Source organism: Microbacterium sp. Root1433D1 (genome assembly GCF_001426835.1).
Classification (GTDB): Bacteria; Actinomycetota; Actinomycetes; order Actinomycetales; family Microbacteriaceae; genus Microbacterium; species Microbacterium maritypicum.
The window spans coordinates 849,720-865,364 of record NZ_LMFN01000001.1 but is presented as its reverse complement, the minus strand read 5'-3'; the positions used below and the strand labels follow the sequence as shown (position 1 = coordinate 865,364).

Here is a 15,645-nt window from a genome sequence, read left to right as displayed (position 1 = left end):
AGTGAGTGACAGCATCGACATCGAGACCTTCTGGCGACGGGCGAGGGCGGATGATCCCCGCCTGCCCGAAGCACAGCCGGAGGCGTGGGGTTTCGGTGCCACACCGCAGCAGGCCGACGAGCTTCTGGCGCTGGTGATCAGCGGAGTGAAGGTGGGTACCGCCTCCGCGCTGTGGGACTACGAACAGGCCGGGGAACCGCTGCCGCGCGTGGGCGAGCTGAGCATACTCCTCGACGGTGCCGACGTGCCGCGAGCCGTGATCGAGACCGTCGCGGTCGAGGTCGTGCCGTTCGACCAGGTCGACGAAGAGCACGCTTTCGCCGAGGGAGAGGGCGACCGCACGCTCGCGCACTGGCGTGAGGTGCACGAGCGCTTCTGGCGACTGCACTCCGAGAACCCCCGCGGATACGAGCCGGACATGCCCGTGGTGTGCGAGCGATTCCACCTGCTCCTCCCGTCGGATGCCGCGACTGCACCCACACGGTGAAGGATCATTCTCGACGACGGAAGGAAGATCATGGCCGAGGCGTACATCATCGATGCGGTCCGCTCCCCGGTCGGACGGCGCGGCGGATCGCTCTCCGGCATCCATCCGGCTGATCTCGGCGCGCACAGCCTCCGCGCGCTGGTCGATCGGGTCGGGATCGACCCCGGGGCGATCGACGACGTGGTGCTGGGGGCGATCGACGCGATCGGCGGACAGGCGGGGAACGTGGCACGCACCGCCGCCCTGGTCGCCGGATTCCCCGAGCATGTGCCCGGTGTCACGATCGATCGCCAGTGCGGATCGAGCCAGCAGGCCGTGCACTTCGCGGCGCAGGCCGTGATGAGCGGCGTGAACGACCTCGTGATCGCGGGCGGTCTGCAGAACATGTCGCAGGTGCCCCTGACCGCGGCGGCCATCGTGGGCCAGGCCTACGGATTCACCACCCCGTATGCGGAGTCGCCGGGGTGGCGCGAGAGGTACGGCGACCAGGAGATCTCGCAGTTCGCCGGTGCGGAGCTGATCGCCGAGAAGTGGGACATCTCCCGCGAGGATATGGAGCAGTTCGCCCTGGAGAGCCACCGCCGTGCGGCCGTCGCGCAGGACGAAGGTCGCTTCTCGAACGAGATCGCCCCGCTGAACGGTCTCGACCACGACGAAGGCGTGCGCCGGGACACGACCCTGGAGCGGATGGCACAGCTCGCGCCGCTCAGGGAAGGCGGACGGATCACGGCCGCCGTGTCGTCGCAGATCAGCGATGCCTCCAGCGCCGTGCTCATCGCGAGCACACGGGCCGTGCGCGAACACGGACTCACGCCGCGCGCACGCATCCATCAGATGACGGTCCGCGGCGCCAGCCCCGTGCTCATGCTCACGGCGCCCATCCCGGCGACCAGGCACGCTCTGGAGCGTGCGGGGCTCGGCATCGGCGACATCGACCTGTTCGAGGTGAACGAGGCTTTCGCTCCCGTGGTCCTCGCCTGGATGCGCGAGCTCGACGCCCCCTACGAGAAGGTCAACGTCAACGGCGGCGGCATCGCGCTCGGCCACCCGATCGGTGCGACCGGCACGAGGCTGCTCGCGACCATGCTGAACGAACTCGAGCGCACCGGCGGACGCTACGGCCTGCAGGCGATGTGCGAGGGCGGCGGTGTCGCGAACGTGACGATCATCGAGCGCCTCTGACCTGCCGTCGCCCGAGCACCAGCGCAGACAGCGAGAGCGGGCCGCCTCCTCGGGGAGACGGCCCGCTCTCGCGCGTGTGATCGATCAGGGGCGGACGAAGCGGACCTCGGTCAGCGTCTCGCCCAGGAACGGCTCGGTGTGCGATGCGCCGTCGAGGCGGAAGCCGTTGCGCGCGTAGAACCGGTGCGCGCGGGGGTTGTCCTCGGCGACCCACAGATACAGCGGTTCGTCCTTCTCGACGGCCGCGTCGAACAGCTTCTGGCCGATGCCGGTGGAGTGCCACGCATCGAGCAGGTAGATGAAGTAGAGCTCGCGGAACGCGGGAGCGTCCTTGTCGCGGGCGGGACCGGAGCCGACGAAGCCGACGATCTCGCCGTCGACGAGCGCGGCGTTCATCGTGAACTCGGGGCCCTGCGAGGCCCAGTGCGTCCACAGCTCGGCCATGCGGCGGGGCGAGACCTTCTCCAGCGCCGCCTTGCTGATCAGGTGGTCGTAGGTCTCGTGCCAGCACTGCGCGTGCACGCGACCGAGGGCTTCCGCATCCACATCACGGACCGGACGGACGATGACTTCAGGCTGGGCTTCGGCGCTCATGTTCGTGACTCTACGCGCGGCGTCCACGAAGAGGAAATCGAGTGGATGTTCGATGACACCCGATGCGCGGGCATGGAGGGTTCGCACAACGATGTTCGCCGATCGTGCGCTCCTGGCTACGATCGATCCTCGTGAACGTGATCTGGCGGACCCTCCTGGTAATCCTCGGCGCTCGCCGCCGCGTGCGACGGGGGAAGACCCTCGATGCGTCGGCTGTCAGCAGCATCCGCCTGACCACGCTGCCGACTGACATCGATATCCTGCGCCACATGAACAACGGGCGCTACCTGTCGCTCTTCGACCTCGGACGCTGGGATCTGCTGATACGAACCGGGCTGTTCGACGCGATGAAGGAGCACGGCTGGTACGCGGTCGTGTCCAGCGAGACCGTGACGTTCCGCAAGTCGCTGCAGCTGTGGCAGCGCTTCGACGTGCAGTCGCGCTTCATCGGCCACGACGACAAGGCGGTGTTCCTCGAGCACAGGGCCGTCGTCGACGGAGAGATCTACGCGCGGGTGATCGTGCGCTCGCGCATGCTGCGCCGCACCGGCGGCACCGTCAGCAACGAAGAGCTGTTCGCCGCCGTGGGCAAGCCCGAAGGCGTGCCGGAGATCGATACGTGGGTTCACGACTGGGCAGCGGCATCCGCCCTCCCTCCCGTGCGGGTGAAGGCTCCGAGCGTCTGGGGGTGAAAGAAGCGACGGGGTAGCCGGCCCGGGACGGGCCTGTATACCGTGCAAACCAGAGCACGGACCTAGGCTGAAATCCATGGCTGACTCCCTGTCGGATGCCGTGGCATCCGCACCCCTCGCAGACCGTGCCGTCGAGCTCGCTCGTCGGTGGGCGATCGAGGCCGCGGCGATCGAACCCGACCCTGCCGCCGCCCGTCTCGCCGGGGTGCTGCAGGACGTCAACGGTCTGCCGTTCACGCTCGGCTTCGTCGACGGCGTCATGCGCCCGGAGAGCCTCACCGCCGCGGCCTCGCAGCTGCACCGGATCGCCCCGATCGTGCCTGAATTCCTGCCCTGGTACCTCCGCTCGGTGGTGCGTCTCGGCGGCGGTGTCGCGCAGATCCTGCCTTCGCCCGTGGTGCCGATCGCCCGCCGGGTGCTGCGCGACATGGTCGGCCACCTCGTCGTCGACGCGCGCCCAGCGAAACTCGGAGCGGCGATCGAGCGGATCAGGGCGAACGGCTCCCGTCTCAACCTCAACCTGCTCGGTGAGGCCGTGCTCGGCGAGACGGAGGCGCGGCGGCGGCTCGACGGCATCCACGCGCTCATCCAGCGCCCGGATGTGGACTACGTCTCGGTCAAGGTCTCGGCGATCATCAGCCACCTCTCGATGTGGGCGTTCGACGAGGTCGTCGACGAGGTGGTCGCTCGCCTCCTGCCGCTGTACGTCACCGCGGCGGCCGACGGCACCTTCATCAACCTCGACATGGAGGAGTACCGCGACCTCGACCTCACGATCGCGGTCTTCACGCGCATCCTCGAAGACCCGCGCCTGACCGGGCTCGAGGCCGGGATCGTGCTGCAGGCCTACCTGCCCGACGCCCTGCCCGCCCTGCAGGAGCTCACCGCCTGGGCGCAGGACCGTGTCGCGCACGGCGGCGCCCGCATCAAGGTGCGACTGGTCAAGGGCGCCAACCTCGCGATGGAGCACGTCGAGGCGCGCATGCACGGCTGGACGCCCGCGACCTACGACACCAAGCTCGACACCGACGCCAACTACCTGCGCTGCCTGGACTGGGCGCTGCAGCCCGAGCACGCCGCAGCAGTGAAGCTCGGCGTCGCGGGGCACAACCTCTTCGGCATCGCCTACGCGTGGCTGCTGGCGGGGGAGCGGGGTGTGCGCGAGGCCGTCGAGTTCGAGATGCTCCTCGGCATGGCACAGGGGCAGGTGCAGGCCGTCTCGCGCGAGGTCGGCCCGGTGCTGCTGTACGTGCCGGTCGTGGAGCCCGCCGAGTTCGACGTGGCCATCAGCTACCTGGTGCGCCGGCTCGAGGAGAACGCCTCGTCGGAGAACTTCCTCTCCGCCGCGTTCCGCCTCGGCGAGGACGAATCGCTGTTCGTGCGGGAGCAGGACCGCTTCCTCGATGCGCTCGACAGAGCGGGCGACCCCACGCTGCGTATCGGGCCGCGTCGCACGCAAGACCGCAGCGCGCCCGTGCACGAGTCCGTGCGGACGGCCCCCGCAGCTCCGGTGCCCGAGACCGACCTCACCAAGGCGGTGCTCGGCATCTCGCGCGGCTCCGACGACGGAGGACGGGAGGCGTTCCTCGAGACCGCCGTGTACTCCGCCCGTGAGCTGGATCAGGATGCCGGCGGAGCGCCGGGCTTCTCGAACACCGCCGACAGCGACCCCGCCCTCCCTGCGAACCGCGAGTGGGCGCGTGAGGTGCGCGAGCGCATCCCCGCATCCGACCTCGGCGCCGCCACGATCGCGGTCGCGCGGGTCTCGGACGCGGAGGATCTCGAACGGATCGTGCAGGGCGTGCATCGCGCGGCCCCGTCTTGGGGCGCGCGGCCCGCCGCCGAACGCGCCGAGGTGCTGCTGCGCGCTGCGGCCGCGCTCGAATCGCGCCGGGGGGATCTCATCGAGGTCGCGGCCTCCGAGACGGGCAAGATCTTCGCCGAAGCCGACGTCGAGGTGAGCGAAGCGGTCGACTTCGCCCGCTACTACGCGGCCAAGGCGCGCGAGCTCGACGCGATCGCCGGAGCCGTGTTCGTCCCGGCGGCGGTCACCGTCGTCGCACCGCCCTGGAACTTCCCCCTCGCGATCCCCGCCGGTGGCGTGCTCGCCGCGCTCGCCGCAGGTTCCGGCGTCGTCTTCAAGCCCGCGCCGCAGGCCCGCCGCTGCGCTGCCGTGATCGCCGAGACCCTGTGGCAGGCGGGGGTGCCGCGCGACCTCCTCGCACTCGTCGACATCGAGGAGGGCGAGCTCGGGCGCGCGCTCATCACGAACGACGCCGTCGATCGCGTGATCCTCACCGGAGCGTGGGACACGGCCGCGCTGTTCCGTTCCTGGCGGCCCGACCTGCCGCTGCTCGCCGAGACCAGCGGCAAGAACGCCATGATCATCACCCCGTCGGCGGATCTCGACCTCGCCGTCGCCGACCTCGTCAAGAGCGCCTTCGGGCATGCCGGGCAGAAGTGCTCGGCGGCGTCGCTGGCGATCCTCGTGGGTCCGGTCGGACGCTCGGCTCGGTTCGCCCGCCAGCTGGCCGACGCCGTGCGCTCGCTGCACGTCGGGCAGCCGACCGATCCGTTGGCCGAGGTGGGCCCTGTGATCGAGCGGCCTCACGGCAAGCTCGCCTGGGCGCTGAGCGAGCTCGAAGGCGATGAGCAGTGGCTGATCGAGCCCGCGCTCGCACCCGGAGACGACGGCAGCGGGCGGCTGTGGCGGCCCGGCATCCGTGTCGGTGTGCAGCCGGGGTCGCGCTTTCACACCGAGGAGTTCTTCGGGCCGGTGCTGGGGGTGATGCACGCGCCGACGTTCGCGCGCGCCGTGGAGATGCAGAACGCCGTCGCCTACGGGCTCACCGCAGGTCTGCACACCCAGGACCCGGGGGAGCTGTCGTACTGGCTCGGACGGGTGCAGGCCGGCAACCTCTATGTGAACCGGGGCATCACCGGGGCGATCGTGCAGCGCCAGCCGTTCGGCGGGTGGAAACGTTCCTCGGTCGGTCCCGGTGCCAAGGCCGGTGGCCCGAACTACCTCATCGGCCTGGGGTCGTGGCGTTCGCAGCCGGGCGGACCGGCCTCCAGCACCCTGCATCTGCGGGGGCTCGACTCCCGCATCACGGCCCTGATCGAATCGGCCCAGTCGTCGCTCGCCTACGAGTCGTTCGAGTGGCTCCGGCGCTCCGCACTGTCGGATGCGCTCGCCTGGGACCGGGAGTTCGGGCAGGTGCGCGACGTCTCGCGTCTGGGCGTGGAGCGAAACCTCTTCCGCTACCGGCCAGTGCCCGTCGAGGTTCGCGCGACCGACGACGCGGCTCTGCAGGACCTGCTGCGCGTCGTGATCGCCGGAGTGCGCTCGGGTGCGAAGTTCGTCATCTCGACACCGGTGGGGGTGCCCGCCGACGTGCGTCGAGCCCTCGGCGACCTCGATGCCCCGGTGTTCCTGGAGAGCGACGACGAGTGGCTGCAGCGGATGCTGCGGCAGGATGATGCCTCCGACGGCGTCGCGCTGCCGGCGAGCGATCGGGTGCGGCTGGTCGGCGGCCGTGACGGGGTCGCCGCTCTTCGCGCGAAGCTCGCCACCGCCTCGGCCGGTGATCCCGATCTCGCGGTGTACGACGGCGAGGTGACGGCCGCCGCGCGCATCGAGCTGCTGCCGTTCGTGCACGAGCAGTCGATCTCGATCACCGCGCACCGTTACGGCAACCTCGACCCGTGGAGCAGCGATGTGATCTGATCTTCGTGTAAAGAATTCTTGACACACCTCCGGCATCGACGTACGCTGAGCGTGTCAACAATCTTTTACATCGGAGTCGTCATGGTCTTTGAAGAACGCAACGCCTGGGCCGGGCTGATCCTCACCCCCCTCGTGATGATCGTGTACGTCGTGCTGGTGCTCCAGGACGCCGGGGGAGGTCCGCTCACGGACGTCGATTGGTTCCCGCTCATGCTGTGGGTGATCGGTGGGGGCATCGTCGTCACCATCGCGGTCACCATCGGCTGGGGGCTCATCGCCGGGATCAAAGACCCCGACGGCGTCGGTCGCTCCGACATCCGCGACCGCGACATCAGTCGGATGGGCGGCCGTGTGGAACAGGGCTTCGTGGTGATCGCCGGACTCGGCGTCATCGCGCTGTGCGCGGTCGGCGCCGATGTCTTCTGGATCGCGAACACGATGTTCGCGGGCTTCGCGGTGTCGGCCTTCATCGGCTGCATCGCCCGGGTGATCGCCTACCGGCGGGGCCTCGTCTGATGGTCAAGCCCACCCGCGTCTCGAACACCATCCGCATGCATCGCGAACAGGCCGGACTCACCCAGGCCGAGCTCGCGCGCACGGTCGGCGTGACGCGCCAGACGCTCATCGCGATCGAACAGCAGAAGTACTCGCCGACGCTCGAACTCGCATTCCAGATCGCCCGCGCCTTCGGCGTCGGCCTCGACGACATCTTCGAATACCCCGACACCTCAGGAGCAGCATCATGAACCGATCGATGAAGGCGTGGAGCCGAGAGACCTACGGTTCGGCCGACGGCGTCGCACTCGAGCGCATCCCGGTGCCCGTGCCCGGCCGTGGGGAGGTGCTGCTGCGGGTGCGCGCCACGGCCCTGAACGCGGGCGATGTGCGCCTCCTGCTCGGGGATCCTCTGCTGGTGCGGCCGGTGTTCGGCATGACCCGTCCCAAGTACCCCGTGCGCGGTATCGAGGTCGCCGGCACCGTGGTCGCCGTCGGTCCCGACGTCGTCGGCGCCGAGATCGGCGAGGAGGTCGTCGGCGAGCTGGTCGGCGGTGGCGGGCTCGGAGAGTACGTGACCGTACCCGCGTCGCGACTCGTGCCGATCCCCACCGGCGTCGAGCCGGAGGCCGCCGCATGCCTCCCCGTCGCGGGAGGAACCGCGTGGCAGGCGCTGGATCTCGCCGGGTTGGGCATCTCGGAGGGCGGTCGTTCCGGCGGTGCGACGCCGCGGGTCCTGATCATCGGCGCCTCCGGAGGCGTCGGCACGTTCGCGGTGCAGCTCGCGGCCCTTCGTGGCGCCGAGGTCTGGGCGAGCTGCCGTGACCGAAACGCCCCCCTGGTCGAGCAGCTGGGCGCCGTGCGCACGTTCGATCACCGGGTGTCGCCGCTGAGCGCGCTACTGGACGGGCGATTCGACGTGATCATCGACATCGCCGGAGGCATCCCGCTTCGAGAGCTGAAGCGCCTGGTGGTTCCCGGCGGCAACGTCGTGCTGGTCACGGGCGACGGCGGACACGTGCTCGGTCCTCTGCCGCGGATGCTGCGCGCCGTGTTCCTGTCGATCGGCTCGCGGAGCATCCGACCGCTCGCCGCGTCGCCCCGCGCCGAGGTGCTGGCGAAGCTCCTCGAGCTCGTCGCCGAAGGTCGCGTGGTGCCGGTGATCGAGCGCGAGTACCCCTTCGGCGAAGCATCCACCGCCCTCGCGCGGCAGGAGGCCGGTCACACCGTCGGCAAGGTCGTGGTCACCGGCTCCTGATCCCGCCCGGATGGGGGTGGCACCGCACGGCGCTCTGGCGGCGCACAGGGGGCGGGTGACACAATGGACCTCGGCGTGCCCGAGTCGCATCTTCCCCGAAGCCCGCTCTGAACGAGTGAAGGGTCGAAGGACCGCCGGGCCCCTGGACAGCGTCCGCCGCGCCCGTCCTCCGAGGAGAGCACCCATGTCGACGCCTGAAGCCGCCGTCTCCACCGCCCCCGCCCGCACCGCGCACCACCGCCGCTATCTCATGTGCAAGCCGGATCACTTCACCGTCAACTACTCCATCAACCCGTGGATGGAGCCGACGAAGCCCACCGACACCGCCAACGCGGTGGCCCAGTGGCAGAAGCTCTACGACCTCTACATCGAGCTGGGCCACGAGGTCGAGCTCATCGAGCCGCTCGCCGGGTACCCCGACATGGTCTACACGGCCAACGGCGGTTTCCTCATCGACGGCCGCGCCTACGTGCCCGAGTTCCGCTTCGTCGAGCGCCAGGGCGAGTCGCCGGCCTTCGCCGAGTGGTTCCGCGCCGCGGGGTACGACACCGTGATGCCGAAGGAGGTCAACGAGGGCGAGGGAGACTTCCTGCTCGTCGGCGACGTGATCCTGGCCGGCACCGGTTTCCGCTCCACGGGCGACAGCCACCGCGAGGTCGGCGAGGTCTTCGGTCGCGAGGTCGTCTCGCTCAACCTGGTCGACCCGCGCTTCTACCACCTCGACACCGCGATCGCCGTGCTCGACCCGGTGCAGGGCACGGAAAACGGCGGCCCGGAGCGCGCGAACATCGCCTACCTTCCCGGTGCCTTCGACGACGCGAGCCGCGCCATCCTCGAGGAGCGCTTCCCCGACGCGATCCTGGTGTCGGACGAAGACGGTTCGGTGTTCGGCCTGAACTCGGCGAGCGATGGCTACAACGTGGTCATCTCGCCGCGTGCGAAGGGCTTCGAGAAGCAGCTGCGCGAGCGCGGATACAACCCCATCACGGTCGACCTGTCCGAGCTGCTGCTCGGCGGCGGCGGCATCAAGTGCTGCACGCTCGAACTGCGGGGTGCGAAGTGACCGCGCTCGACGAGACCACCGCGGCAGGCGCCGAGCCGCACGTCGCACACAACTACCACCCGCTGCCGGTGAACATCGCCCGCGCGGAGGGGGCATGGGTGACCGACGTCGAGGGCAAGCGCTACCTCGACCTGCTCGCGGCGTATTCGGCCGTGAACTTCGGCCACCGGCACCCGGCCCTCGTCGCGGCGCTCACCGAGCAGCTCGGTCGGGTGACGCTCGTCAGCCGTGCGTTCCAGAGCGACCGGCTCGAACCGTTCGCCGCGGCGCTCGCCGAGCTTGCCGGCAAAGACCTCGTGCTGCCGATGAACACGGGGGCCGAGGCCGTCGAGACCGGCATCAAGGTCGCCCGTGCATGGGGCTACCGGGTCAAGGGCATCCCCGAGGGCAAGGCGCGCATCATCGTGGCTGCCGGTAACTTCCACGGCCGCACGACCACGATCGTCAGCTTCAGCGACGACGAGACGGCCCGCGACGACTTCGGCCCCTACACGCCGGGCTTCGACGTCGTGCCGTACGCAGACGCGGAGGCCATCGCTGCGGCCATCACCGACGAGACGGCGGCCGTGCTGGTCGAGCCGATCCAGGGCGAAGCCGGCGTCGTGATCCCGCCGGAGGGGTACCTGCGCCGCATCCGCGAGATCTGCGACGAGAAGAACGTGCTGTTCATCGCCGACGAGATCCAGGCCGGACTCGGGCGCGTGGGCGAGACGTTCGCCTGTGACCGCGAGGGCGTCGTGCCCGATCTCTACCTGCTCGGCAAGGCGCTCGGCGGCGGCATCCTCCCGGTCTCGGCCGTGGTCGGCGACGCCGATGTGCTCGGCGTCATCCGTCCGGGCGAGCACGGCTCTACCTTCGGCGGCAACCCGCTGGCTGCGGCCGTGGGCCTGCGCGTGGTCGAGATGCTGCAGACGGGCGAGTTCCAGGAGCGGGCGCGTGCACTCGGCGCCCATCTCGAGCAGGCGCTGCAGCCGCTGATCGGCCACGGCGTCACCGCCGTGCGCATCGCCGGGCTCTGGGCCGGCGTCGACATCGATCCCGCCAAGGGCACGGGGCGCGAGATCGCCGAGAAGCTCCTCGAACGCGGTGTGCTCGTGAAGGACACGCACGGACAGACCATCCGCATCGCACCGCCGCTCGTGATCCGCGCGACCGAACTCGACTGGGCGGTGGAGCAGCTCAAGCTCGTGCTGGGCGCCTGATCAGGCGCATCCCGCCTCCGCGTACGCGGGCACGGGCAACGCCACCGCAGGGGAGGGCCGTGGCCTGGGGATGGCGACGGCTGGCGGTGGCGCTGCCCTCGTGCGTGCTCAGGCCGGCGGCGAGTCCGGGTCGAGCGTCTTGAGGGTGTCTTCTTCTGCTTCGTTGTCGGCGTCGAGCTGATCCTCGGTGGTCTCGTCGCCGCCGAGCGCCGCGCGGTGTCCCTGGCCTGCGTCGCCCTGGATGGCGCCGCCGGTCGACTCTCCGCGCGAGCTGTCTCCCTGGATCGCGCCGCCGGTGCCGTCGCCCTGACCGGAGTCCTCGTCGGCTCCTCCGACGCGGCGCGCGCCCTCGGCCGGATCCTGCGGGTGGGGGGTGCGTTCCGTGTTCTCGTCCATGCATCGACGGTACGTCGAGGCGTTCGTCTCGGAGAGGGCGTTGACAAACGCCCTGACGCGGGTCAGTTCTCGCGCTCGCTCTTCTTGGCGCTGCGGATCGGTGTGGTCACAGCCGCCTCGTCGCTGAACTCGATCGGGTCGACCTCGATCACACGGAGGGGGCGGGTCTCGTCGAGCGTGAGCAGGAAGCGCCGATTCTCATCGCGCCGGAGGCGGCCAGAGGTCGCCACCCAGATCACGCCGATCGCACACGCGACGAATCCCGCGGTGCCGCCGAGCATGATCGCGGCGCGCGGTCCGAAGGTGTCGGCGACCCATCCGGCGATCGGCGCCCCGACGGGTGTCGAACCCATGATGACCGCCATGTACAGGGCGAGCACACGTCCGCGCAGAGCGGGATCGGTGGTGATCTGCACGTAGCCGTTGGCGGTGGTGAGGAGGGTCACGATCATGAACCCGGTGAAGGTCAGGGTGACGGCGTAGGACGCGTATGTGGGCATGGCCGACGAGACGAAAGCGGCGATGCCGAACCCGCCGGCGGCGAGGATCACCACGCGCACGCGGGCTCGATCGCGTCGGGCGGCGAGCAGGGCTCCGATCAGCGAGCCGATCGCGAGGACCGAGCTGAGCACGCCGTACCCGTCGGCCCCGGCGCCGAACTCGAGAGCCATGGTGGAGGCGAAGATCGGGAAGTTCATGCCGAACGCGCCGATCAGGAACACCGTGACGAACACCACGCGCAGGTCGCTGCGCCCCCACACGTAGCGGAATCCGGCCGCGAGTCCGCCGCGGTTGCGGTTCTTCAGACGCGGAGCGAGCAGGCTCCGGCGCATCAGCATCAGTGCGAGCAGCATCGCCAGGAAGGTCGCCGCGTTCACGATGAAGACCCAGCCCGAGCCGATCGCCACGATCAGCAGGCCGCCGACGGCAGGCCCCACCATGCGGGCGAGGTTGAACGATGCCGAGTTGAGGGCCACCGCGTTGGAGGTGTCGCCGGTGGAGACCATGTCGGAGACGAACGCCTGCCGGGCCGGGGCGTCGAACGCGTTCACGATGCCGAACCCGAGGGCGAAGCCGAACATCATCGGCAGCGTCATGAGGTCGTTCAGCAGCAGTACGCCGACGGCGATGGCCAAGGCGAGCAGTGCCGACTGCGTGGCGAACAGGATGTGCCGTCGGTCGAAGCGGTCGGCCACCCACCCGGTCAGACTCACGAGCACGAGCGGAGGCCCGAACTGCAGGGCCATCGTCACGCCCATCGCGGTGGCGTCGTTGTCGGTCAGCTCGGTGAGCACCACCCAATCCTGAGCGGTGGCCTGCATCCATCCCCCGACGTTGGAGATCAGGGCGCCCGCGAACCAGATCCGGTAGTTGATGTTCGCGAAGGAGCGGAACATGGCGCTCATCGTTCGACCACCCGCCTCATCAGCGCGCTGGCTTCGCGCAGCGTGGTGAGCTCGGCCTCGGTGTATTCGACCTCGCGCAGCATGTCGGCGAGCAGCTCGTCGCGTCGACGGATGGTCTCGGCGACGATCTCGGTGCCTGCCGCGGTGATGGCGACCTGCACACGGCGGCGGTCGTCTTCATCGGGCGTGCGCACCACGTAGCCCTGCTCCTCGAGGCCGTTGATCGTGCTGGTCATCGAGGGGGCCGTGACGCGCTCGCGCTCGGCGAGGGTGGAGACCGTGCGGCGGCCGTTCATGCGCAGGTCGGCGAGCACCGCCAGCTGCGCGTCGCTCATCGAGTCGGCGGCGCGGGCGCAGCGGAGGCGGCGGGCCAGCCGGAACGTGGCCATGCGAAGGTCTGTGGCGGTGAGGTGGAGTGATTCATCAGACGCAGACATTACTTAGATAGCCTATCTAATTTTTCGGATGCCGTCTCGGCAGCGGGCACAATGGAAGGGTGACCCGAACGCTCGCTCTCGAAATCGCCGTGCAGGACCCCGCTGGAGTGCGGATCGCCGCAGAAGTCGGCGCCGACCGCGTCGAGCTCGCCACGGCCCTCGCCCTCGGCGGGCTGACCCCGTCTCCCGCGACCCTCGAGCTCGCCGTCGAGGCGGCAGGTGCCGACGGCCCCGAGGTGCACGTGCTGATCCGGCCCCGCGCGGGCGGTTTCCACTACACCGAGGACGAGCTCGTCGTCTCCGAACGCGACGTCCGCCGCGCGGTCGCCGCCGGTGCCGCAGGCGTCGTCATCGGAGCCCTCGACGCCGAAGGGCGCCTCGACCTCTTCGCGATGGCCCGTCTGCGCGACGCCGCCGGGGGCGCGCCTGTCACCCTGCACCGCGCCATCGACGTGACAGCCGATCCTGTCGCGACGCTGCAGAGCGCCCGCGAGCTCGGCCTTCGCCGCGTGCTCACCTCGGGCGGGGCATCCGCCGCGATCGACGGCATCGAGACGCTGCGCGCTCTGGTCGCCGCCGCCGAGGGCGAGATCGAGATCATGGCCGGCAGCGGCGTCGACGTGACCAGTGCTCCGGTGCTGGCGGCGGCGGGCGTCGACGCCATCCACTTCTCCGCGAAGCGCGCTGTGACCGAGGACGGGGGCGTGCGCATGGGGTCCGCCTCCGACGGGGTCGGCGGCTACGAGGTCACCGACCGCGACATCGCCTTCGCGATCCGGGACGCCCTCGCGCGGTAGCCGCCCTCTCGGAGGGTGAGTAGGCTCGCACCGTGATGGATACCCGCGAGTTCACCGACGCCTATGGCGTCGACATCGTCTATGACGTCCATCCTGCGCACGGGACGCCTCGGGGCGTGATGCAGCTGTTGCACGGCGTCGGCGAGCATGCCGGGAGGTACGGAGCGCTGATCGCCGCGCTCACCGGCGCCGGGTTCCACGTCTACGCCGACGACCACCGCGGGCACGGACGCACCGGCATCCGTCAGCACGGCGGACCCGAGAAGCTCGGACGCCTGGGCAAGGGCGGACTGCGCGCGGCCGAAGAGGCGGTCTGGCAGCTGACCGGCATCATCCGCGAGGAGAACCCCGATCTCCCGCTCGTGCTGCTCGGGCATTCCTGGGGCTCGTTCCTCGCGCAGATGCTCGTCAACGATCACCCGGAAGCCTGGGACGCCGTGATCCTCTCCGGATCTGCACTGCGGATGCCCGGTTCGCTGAACGCCGCGCCGCTCAACGCGCGCTGGGCAGGCGAGGGGGCCACGGGTCTCGAGTGGCTCAGCCGCGATCCTGCCGTGTGGGCCGCGTTCGACGAGGATCCGCTGACCACCGACGTGCCGCTGCTCAAGCTCTTCGGCCCGATCGAGGCCGCGAAGCTCTACGGCCGCCCGGCCAAGGACCTCGGATACGACATCCCGATGCTGCTGCTCGTGGGTCGGGACGACCCGGTGGGCGGACCCCGCAGCGTGCACAAGCTCGCCGACGAGTACCGCAACCGTTCCGGCCTCACCGACGTCACGACGCTCGTGTACCCGGATGCGCGTCACGAGATCTTCGCGGAGCTGCAGCAGGAAGAGGTGCGTGCCGACGTGCTCGCCTGGCTCGACACGCACATCCCCGCGCGCTGAGATTCGCGGCTTCCTCGCCGAGACCCATGCTCCTCGCCCATACCCACGGTGGCGACCGCTTGTGACGGTGGGTCTCGGCGAGGACCGTGGGTGCGGGCGTGAGGCGTTCCCGGATGAGGCCGGTGTGACGCGGCGTTACGCGCGGTGAAGACGTGTGACGCTGCTGCCTCGACCGGCGCGGAGCCCCCGTAGATTCGGGGCAATATTCCGCGCATGAGCGAGGAGTGCCCCGTTCTGCGGTGCCCTCGCACGGGAGGGACCGCTCCGATGAGCTTCGTGAAGGACTGGCAGGACTGGCACGCGTCACGCGAGCGCTACGCGGGCTCGGAGTACGGTCCGTCGGCATTGGAGTCGACGAACTGGCTCATCACCGAGGCGGCGGCCGTCGACGGCATCCCCGGTCTCTGGGCGCTCACCGGTGACGGGGGCATCCGCGGCAGCGAGCTCGGTCGGGTGGGATCCACCGTCGTGCTGCGCGGAGGCGAGAGCATCCGCCTCGGACGCCGCGAGCTGCGCGTGTTCGAGCGCCACGGCACGCTCGCCCTGCGGGTGCTGAATCCGGCCCGTCCGCAGCGCGAGTGGTTCACGGCGATCGACGCCTACGCCCCCGACGAGCGCTGGCGGCTGCCGGCCGTGTTCGAGGAGACGCCCGGCGAGCAGATCGTGATCACGTCGGTCGACGGGGATGCGCGGGAGACGCCCGTCGCCGGTCGACTGCGGTTCGAGCTGGCAGGGGCCCCGCAGACGCTGACCGTGACCCGGAGCGCGCATGGAGCGCTGGGCGCGGTCTTCGCCGACGGCACGAACGGGCTCGAGACGTACCGCTTCCGGTTCCTCCCGGTCGACGAACCCGCCGCCGACGGCACGGCCGTGATCGACTTCAACCGCGCCTACCTGCCCCCGTGCGCGTTCTCGGACCAGTTCGTGTGCCCGCTCCCGCCCGTCGGCAACCGGTACTCGACGCCCATCCGCGCCGGGGAGCGCGTGGTGGTGCTCGGAGGCTGACCCGCCGGAACCGGGGC

16 protein-coding genes are annotated in these 15,645 nt (G+C 70.1%); 12 read left to right on the top strand and 4 right to left on the bottom strand.

The genetic code is table 11. The features are described 5' to 3' along the window. Nucleotide 1 precedes the first annotated feature (1 nt). Nucleotides 2-487, top strand: coding sequence for an ASCH domain-containing protein (locus ASD13_RS04175; protein WP_055866066.1), 486 nt, complete (start codon nucleotides 2-4; stop codon nucleotides 485-487). A 30-nt stretch (nucleotides 488-517) separates the two neighbouring features. Further along, nucleotides 518-1,669, top strand: coding sequence for an acetyl-CoA C-acetyltransferase (locus tag ASD13_RS04170; protein WP_055866064.1), 1,152 nt, complete (start codon nucleotides 518-520; stop codon nucleotides 1,667-1,669). An 84-nt stretch (nucleotides 1,670-1,753) separates the two neighbouring features. On the opposite strand, the gene ASD13_RS04165 is transcribed toward ASD13_RS04170, so the two are convergent. Continuing rightward, nucleotides 1,754-2,263: a GNAT family N-acetyltransferase gene (locus ASD13_RS04165; RefSeq protein ID WP_031205707.1), complete on the bottom strand. Its 510-nt coding sequence runs from the start codon at nucleotides 2,261-2,263 to the stop codon at nucleotides 1,754-1,756. A 131-nt stretch (nucleotides 2,264-2,394) separates the two neighbouring features. Here ASD13_RS04165 and ASD13_RS04160 point away from each other — a divergent pair, with 131 nt between their 5' ends. The 7 genes from ASD13_RS04160 (at nucleotide 2,395) to rocD (ending at nucleotide 10,700) form a co-directional block, all read left to right on the top strand. Continuing rightward, nucleotides 2,395-2,955 carry an acyl-CoA thioesterase gene (locus ASD13_RS04160; RefSeq protein WP_055866890.1) on the top strand — a complete coding sequence of 187 codons (561 nt, stop codon included), beginning with the start codon at nucleotides 2,395-2,397 and terminating at the stop codon, nucleotides 2,953-2,955. A 76-nt stretch (nucleotides 2,956-3,031) separates the two neighbouring features. Next, nucleotides 3,032-6,682 (top strand): proline dehydrogenase family protein, encoded by a 3,651-nt coding sequence (locus tag ASD13_RS04155; RefSeq protein ID WP_055866062.1) that lies wholly within the window; start codon nucleotides 3,032-3,034, stop codon nucleotides 6,680-6,682. Between the two features lie 81 nt (nucleotides 6,683-6,763). Then, on the top strand, nucleotides 6,764-7,198 hold the full coding sequence (locus ASD13_RS04150; protein WP_055866060.1) for a hypothetical protein: 435 nt from the start codon (nucleotides 6,764-6,766) through the stop codon (nucleotides 7,196-7,198). Continuing rightward, entirely contained in the window at nucleotides 7,198-7,428 is a 231-nt protein-coding gene (locus ASD13_RS04145; protein ID WP_055866058.1) for a helix-turn-helix transcriptional regulator, read from the top strand. The genes ASD13_RS04150 and ASD13_RS04145 overlap by 1 nt, the downstream gene beginning before the upstream one ends. Continuing rightward, a complete protein-coding gene (locus ASD13_RS04140; protein WP_055866055.1) occupies nucleotides 7,425-8,435 on the top strand; it encodes an NAD(P)-dependent alcohol dehydrogenase in 1,011 nt (336 codons plus the stop codon). The genes ASD13_RS04145 and ASD13_RS04140 overlap by 4 nt, the downstream gene beginning before the upstream one ends. A gap of 184 nt (nucleotides 8,436-8,619) precedes the next feature. Continuing rightward, on the top strand, nucleotides 8,620-9,498 hold the full coding sequence (gene ddaH / locus ASD13_RS04135) for a dimethylargininase (protein WP_055866053.1): 879 nt from the start codon (nucleotides 8,620-8,622) through the stop codon (nucleotides 9,496-9,498). Further along, nucleotides 9,495-10,700: an ornithine--oxo-acid transaminase gene (rocD, locus tag ASD13_RS04130; protein ID WP_055866050.1), complete on the top strand. Its 1,206-nt coding sequence runs from the start codon at nucleotides 9,495-9,497 to the stop codon at nucleotides 10,698-10,700. The genes ddaH and rocD overlap by 4 nt, the downstream gene beginning before the upstream one ends. A 108-nt stretch (nucleotides 10,701-10,808) precedes the next feature. Here rocD and ASD13_RS04125 read toward each other — a convergent pair whose 3' ends face one another. From ASD13_RS04125 to ASD13_RS04115, 3 genes are all read right to left on the bottom strand, one after another. Then, on the bottom strand, nucleotides 10,809-11,096 hold the full coding sequence (locus ASD13_RS04125) for a hypothetical protein (protein WP_055866047.1): 288 nt from the start codon (nucleotides 11,094-11,096) through the stop codon (nucleotides 10,809-10,811). Between the two features lie 62 nt (nucleotides 11,097-11,158). Further along, nucleotides 11,159-12,493 (bottom strand): MFS transporter, encoded by a 1,335-nt coding sequence (locus tag ASD13_RS04120; RefSeq protein WP_082524278.1) that lies wholly within the window; start codon nucleotides 12,491-12,493, stop codon nucleotides 11,159-11,161. A 5-nt stretch (nucleotides 12,494-12,498) separates the two neighbouring features. Next, complete coding sequence (locus tag ASD13_RS04115; RefSeq protein WP_055866042.1) at nucleotides 12,499-12,939, bottom strand: MarR family winged helix-turn-helix transcriptional regulator; 441 nt, start codon at nucleotides 12,937-12,939, stop codon at nucleotides 12,499-12,501. A gap of 59 nt (nucleotides 12,940-12,998) precedes the next feature. Between ASD13_RS04115 and ASD13_RS04110 the strand changes: the two genes are divergently transcribed. The 3 genes from ASD13_RS04110 to ASD13_RS04100 all read left to right on the top strand — a co-directional run bounded on the left by ASD13_RS04110 (nucleotide 12,999) and on the right by ASD13_RS04100 (nucleotide 15,628). Then, nucleotides 12,999-13,736, top strand: coding sequence for a copper homeostasis protein CutC (locus ASD13_RS04110; protein WP_055866040.1), 738 nt, complete (start codon nucleotides 12,999-13,001; stop codon nucleotides 13,734-13,736). A 35-nt stretch (nucleotides 13,737-13,771) separates the two neighbouring features. Then, entirely contained in the window at nucleotides 13,772-14,623 is an 852-nt protein-coding gene (locus ASD13_RS04105) for an alpha/beta fold hydrolase (protein WP_055866038.1), read from the top strand. A gap of 267 nt (nucleotides 14,624-14,890) precedes the next feature. Further along, nucleotides 14,891-15,628, top strand: a complete 738-nt coding sequence (locus ASD13_RS04100; protein ID WP_055866036.1) for a DUF1684 domain-containing protein — start codon at nucleotides 14,891-14,893, stop codon at nucleotides 15,626-15,628. The last annotated feature ends 17 nt before the right edge of the window (nucleotides 15,629-15,645 follow it).

What these genes read in the sequence shown, in the direction of transcription:
- ASD13_RS04170 (WP_055866064.1), top strand. Translation starts at nt 518, where the DNA reads ATGGCCGAGGCGTACATCATCGATGCGGTCCGCTCCCCGGTCGGACGG.
- ASD13_RS04165 (WP_031205707.1), bottom strand. Translation starts at nt 2,263, where the DNA reads ATGAGCGCCGAAGCCCAGCCTGAAGTCATCGTCCGTCCGGTCCGTGAT.
- ASD13_RS04155 (WP_055866062.1), top strand. Translation starts at nt 3,032, where the DNA reads ATGGCTGACTCCCTGTCGGATGCCGTGGCATCCGCACCCCTCGCAGAC.
- ASD13_RS04150 (WP_055866060.1), top strand. Translation starts at nt 6,764, where the DNA reads ATGGTCTTTGAAGAACGCAACGCCTGGGCCGGGCTGATCCTCACCCCC.
- ASD13_RS04145 (WP_055866058.1), top strand. Translation starts at nt 7,198, where the DNA reads ATGGTCAAGCCCACCCGCGTCTCGAACACCATCCGCATGCATCGCGAA.
- ASD13_RS04140 (WP_055866055.1), top strand. Translation starts at nt 7,425, where the DNA reads ATGAACCGATCGATGAAGGCGTGGAGCCGAGAGACCTACGGTTCGGCC.
- ddaH (WP_055866053.1), top strand. Translation starts at nt 8,620, where the DNA reads ATGTCGACGCCTGAAGCCGCCGTCTCCACCGCCCCCGCCCGCACCGCG.
- ASD13_RS04125 (WP_055866047.1), bottom strand. Translation starts at nt 11,096, where the DNA reads ATGGACGAGAACACGGAACGCACCCCCCACCCGCAGGATCCGGCCGAG.
- ASD13_RS04120 (WP_082524278.1), bottom strand. Translation starts at nt 12,493, where the DNA reads ATGTTCCGCTCCTTCGCGAACATCAACTACCGGATCTGGTTCGCGGGC.
- ASD13_RS04115 (WP_055866042.1), bottom strand. Translation starts at nt 12,939, where the DNA reads ATGTCTGCGTCTGATGAATCACTCCACCTCACCGCCACAGACCTTCGC.
- ASD13_RS04105 (WP_055866038.1), top strand. Translation starts at nt 13,772, where the DNA reads ATGGATACCCGCGAGTTCACCGACGCCTATGGCGTCGACATCGTCTAT.
- ASD13_RS04100 (WP_055866036.1), top strand. Translation starts at nt 14,891, where the DNA reads ATGAGCTTCGTGAAGGACTGGCAGGACTGGCACGCGTCACGCGAGCGC.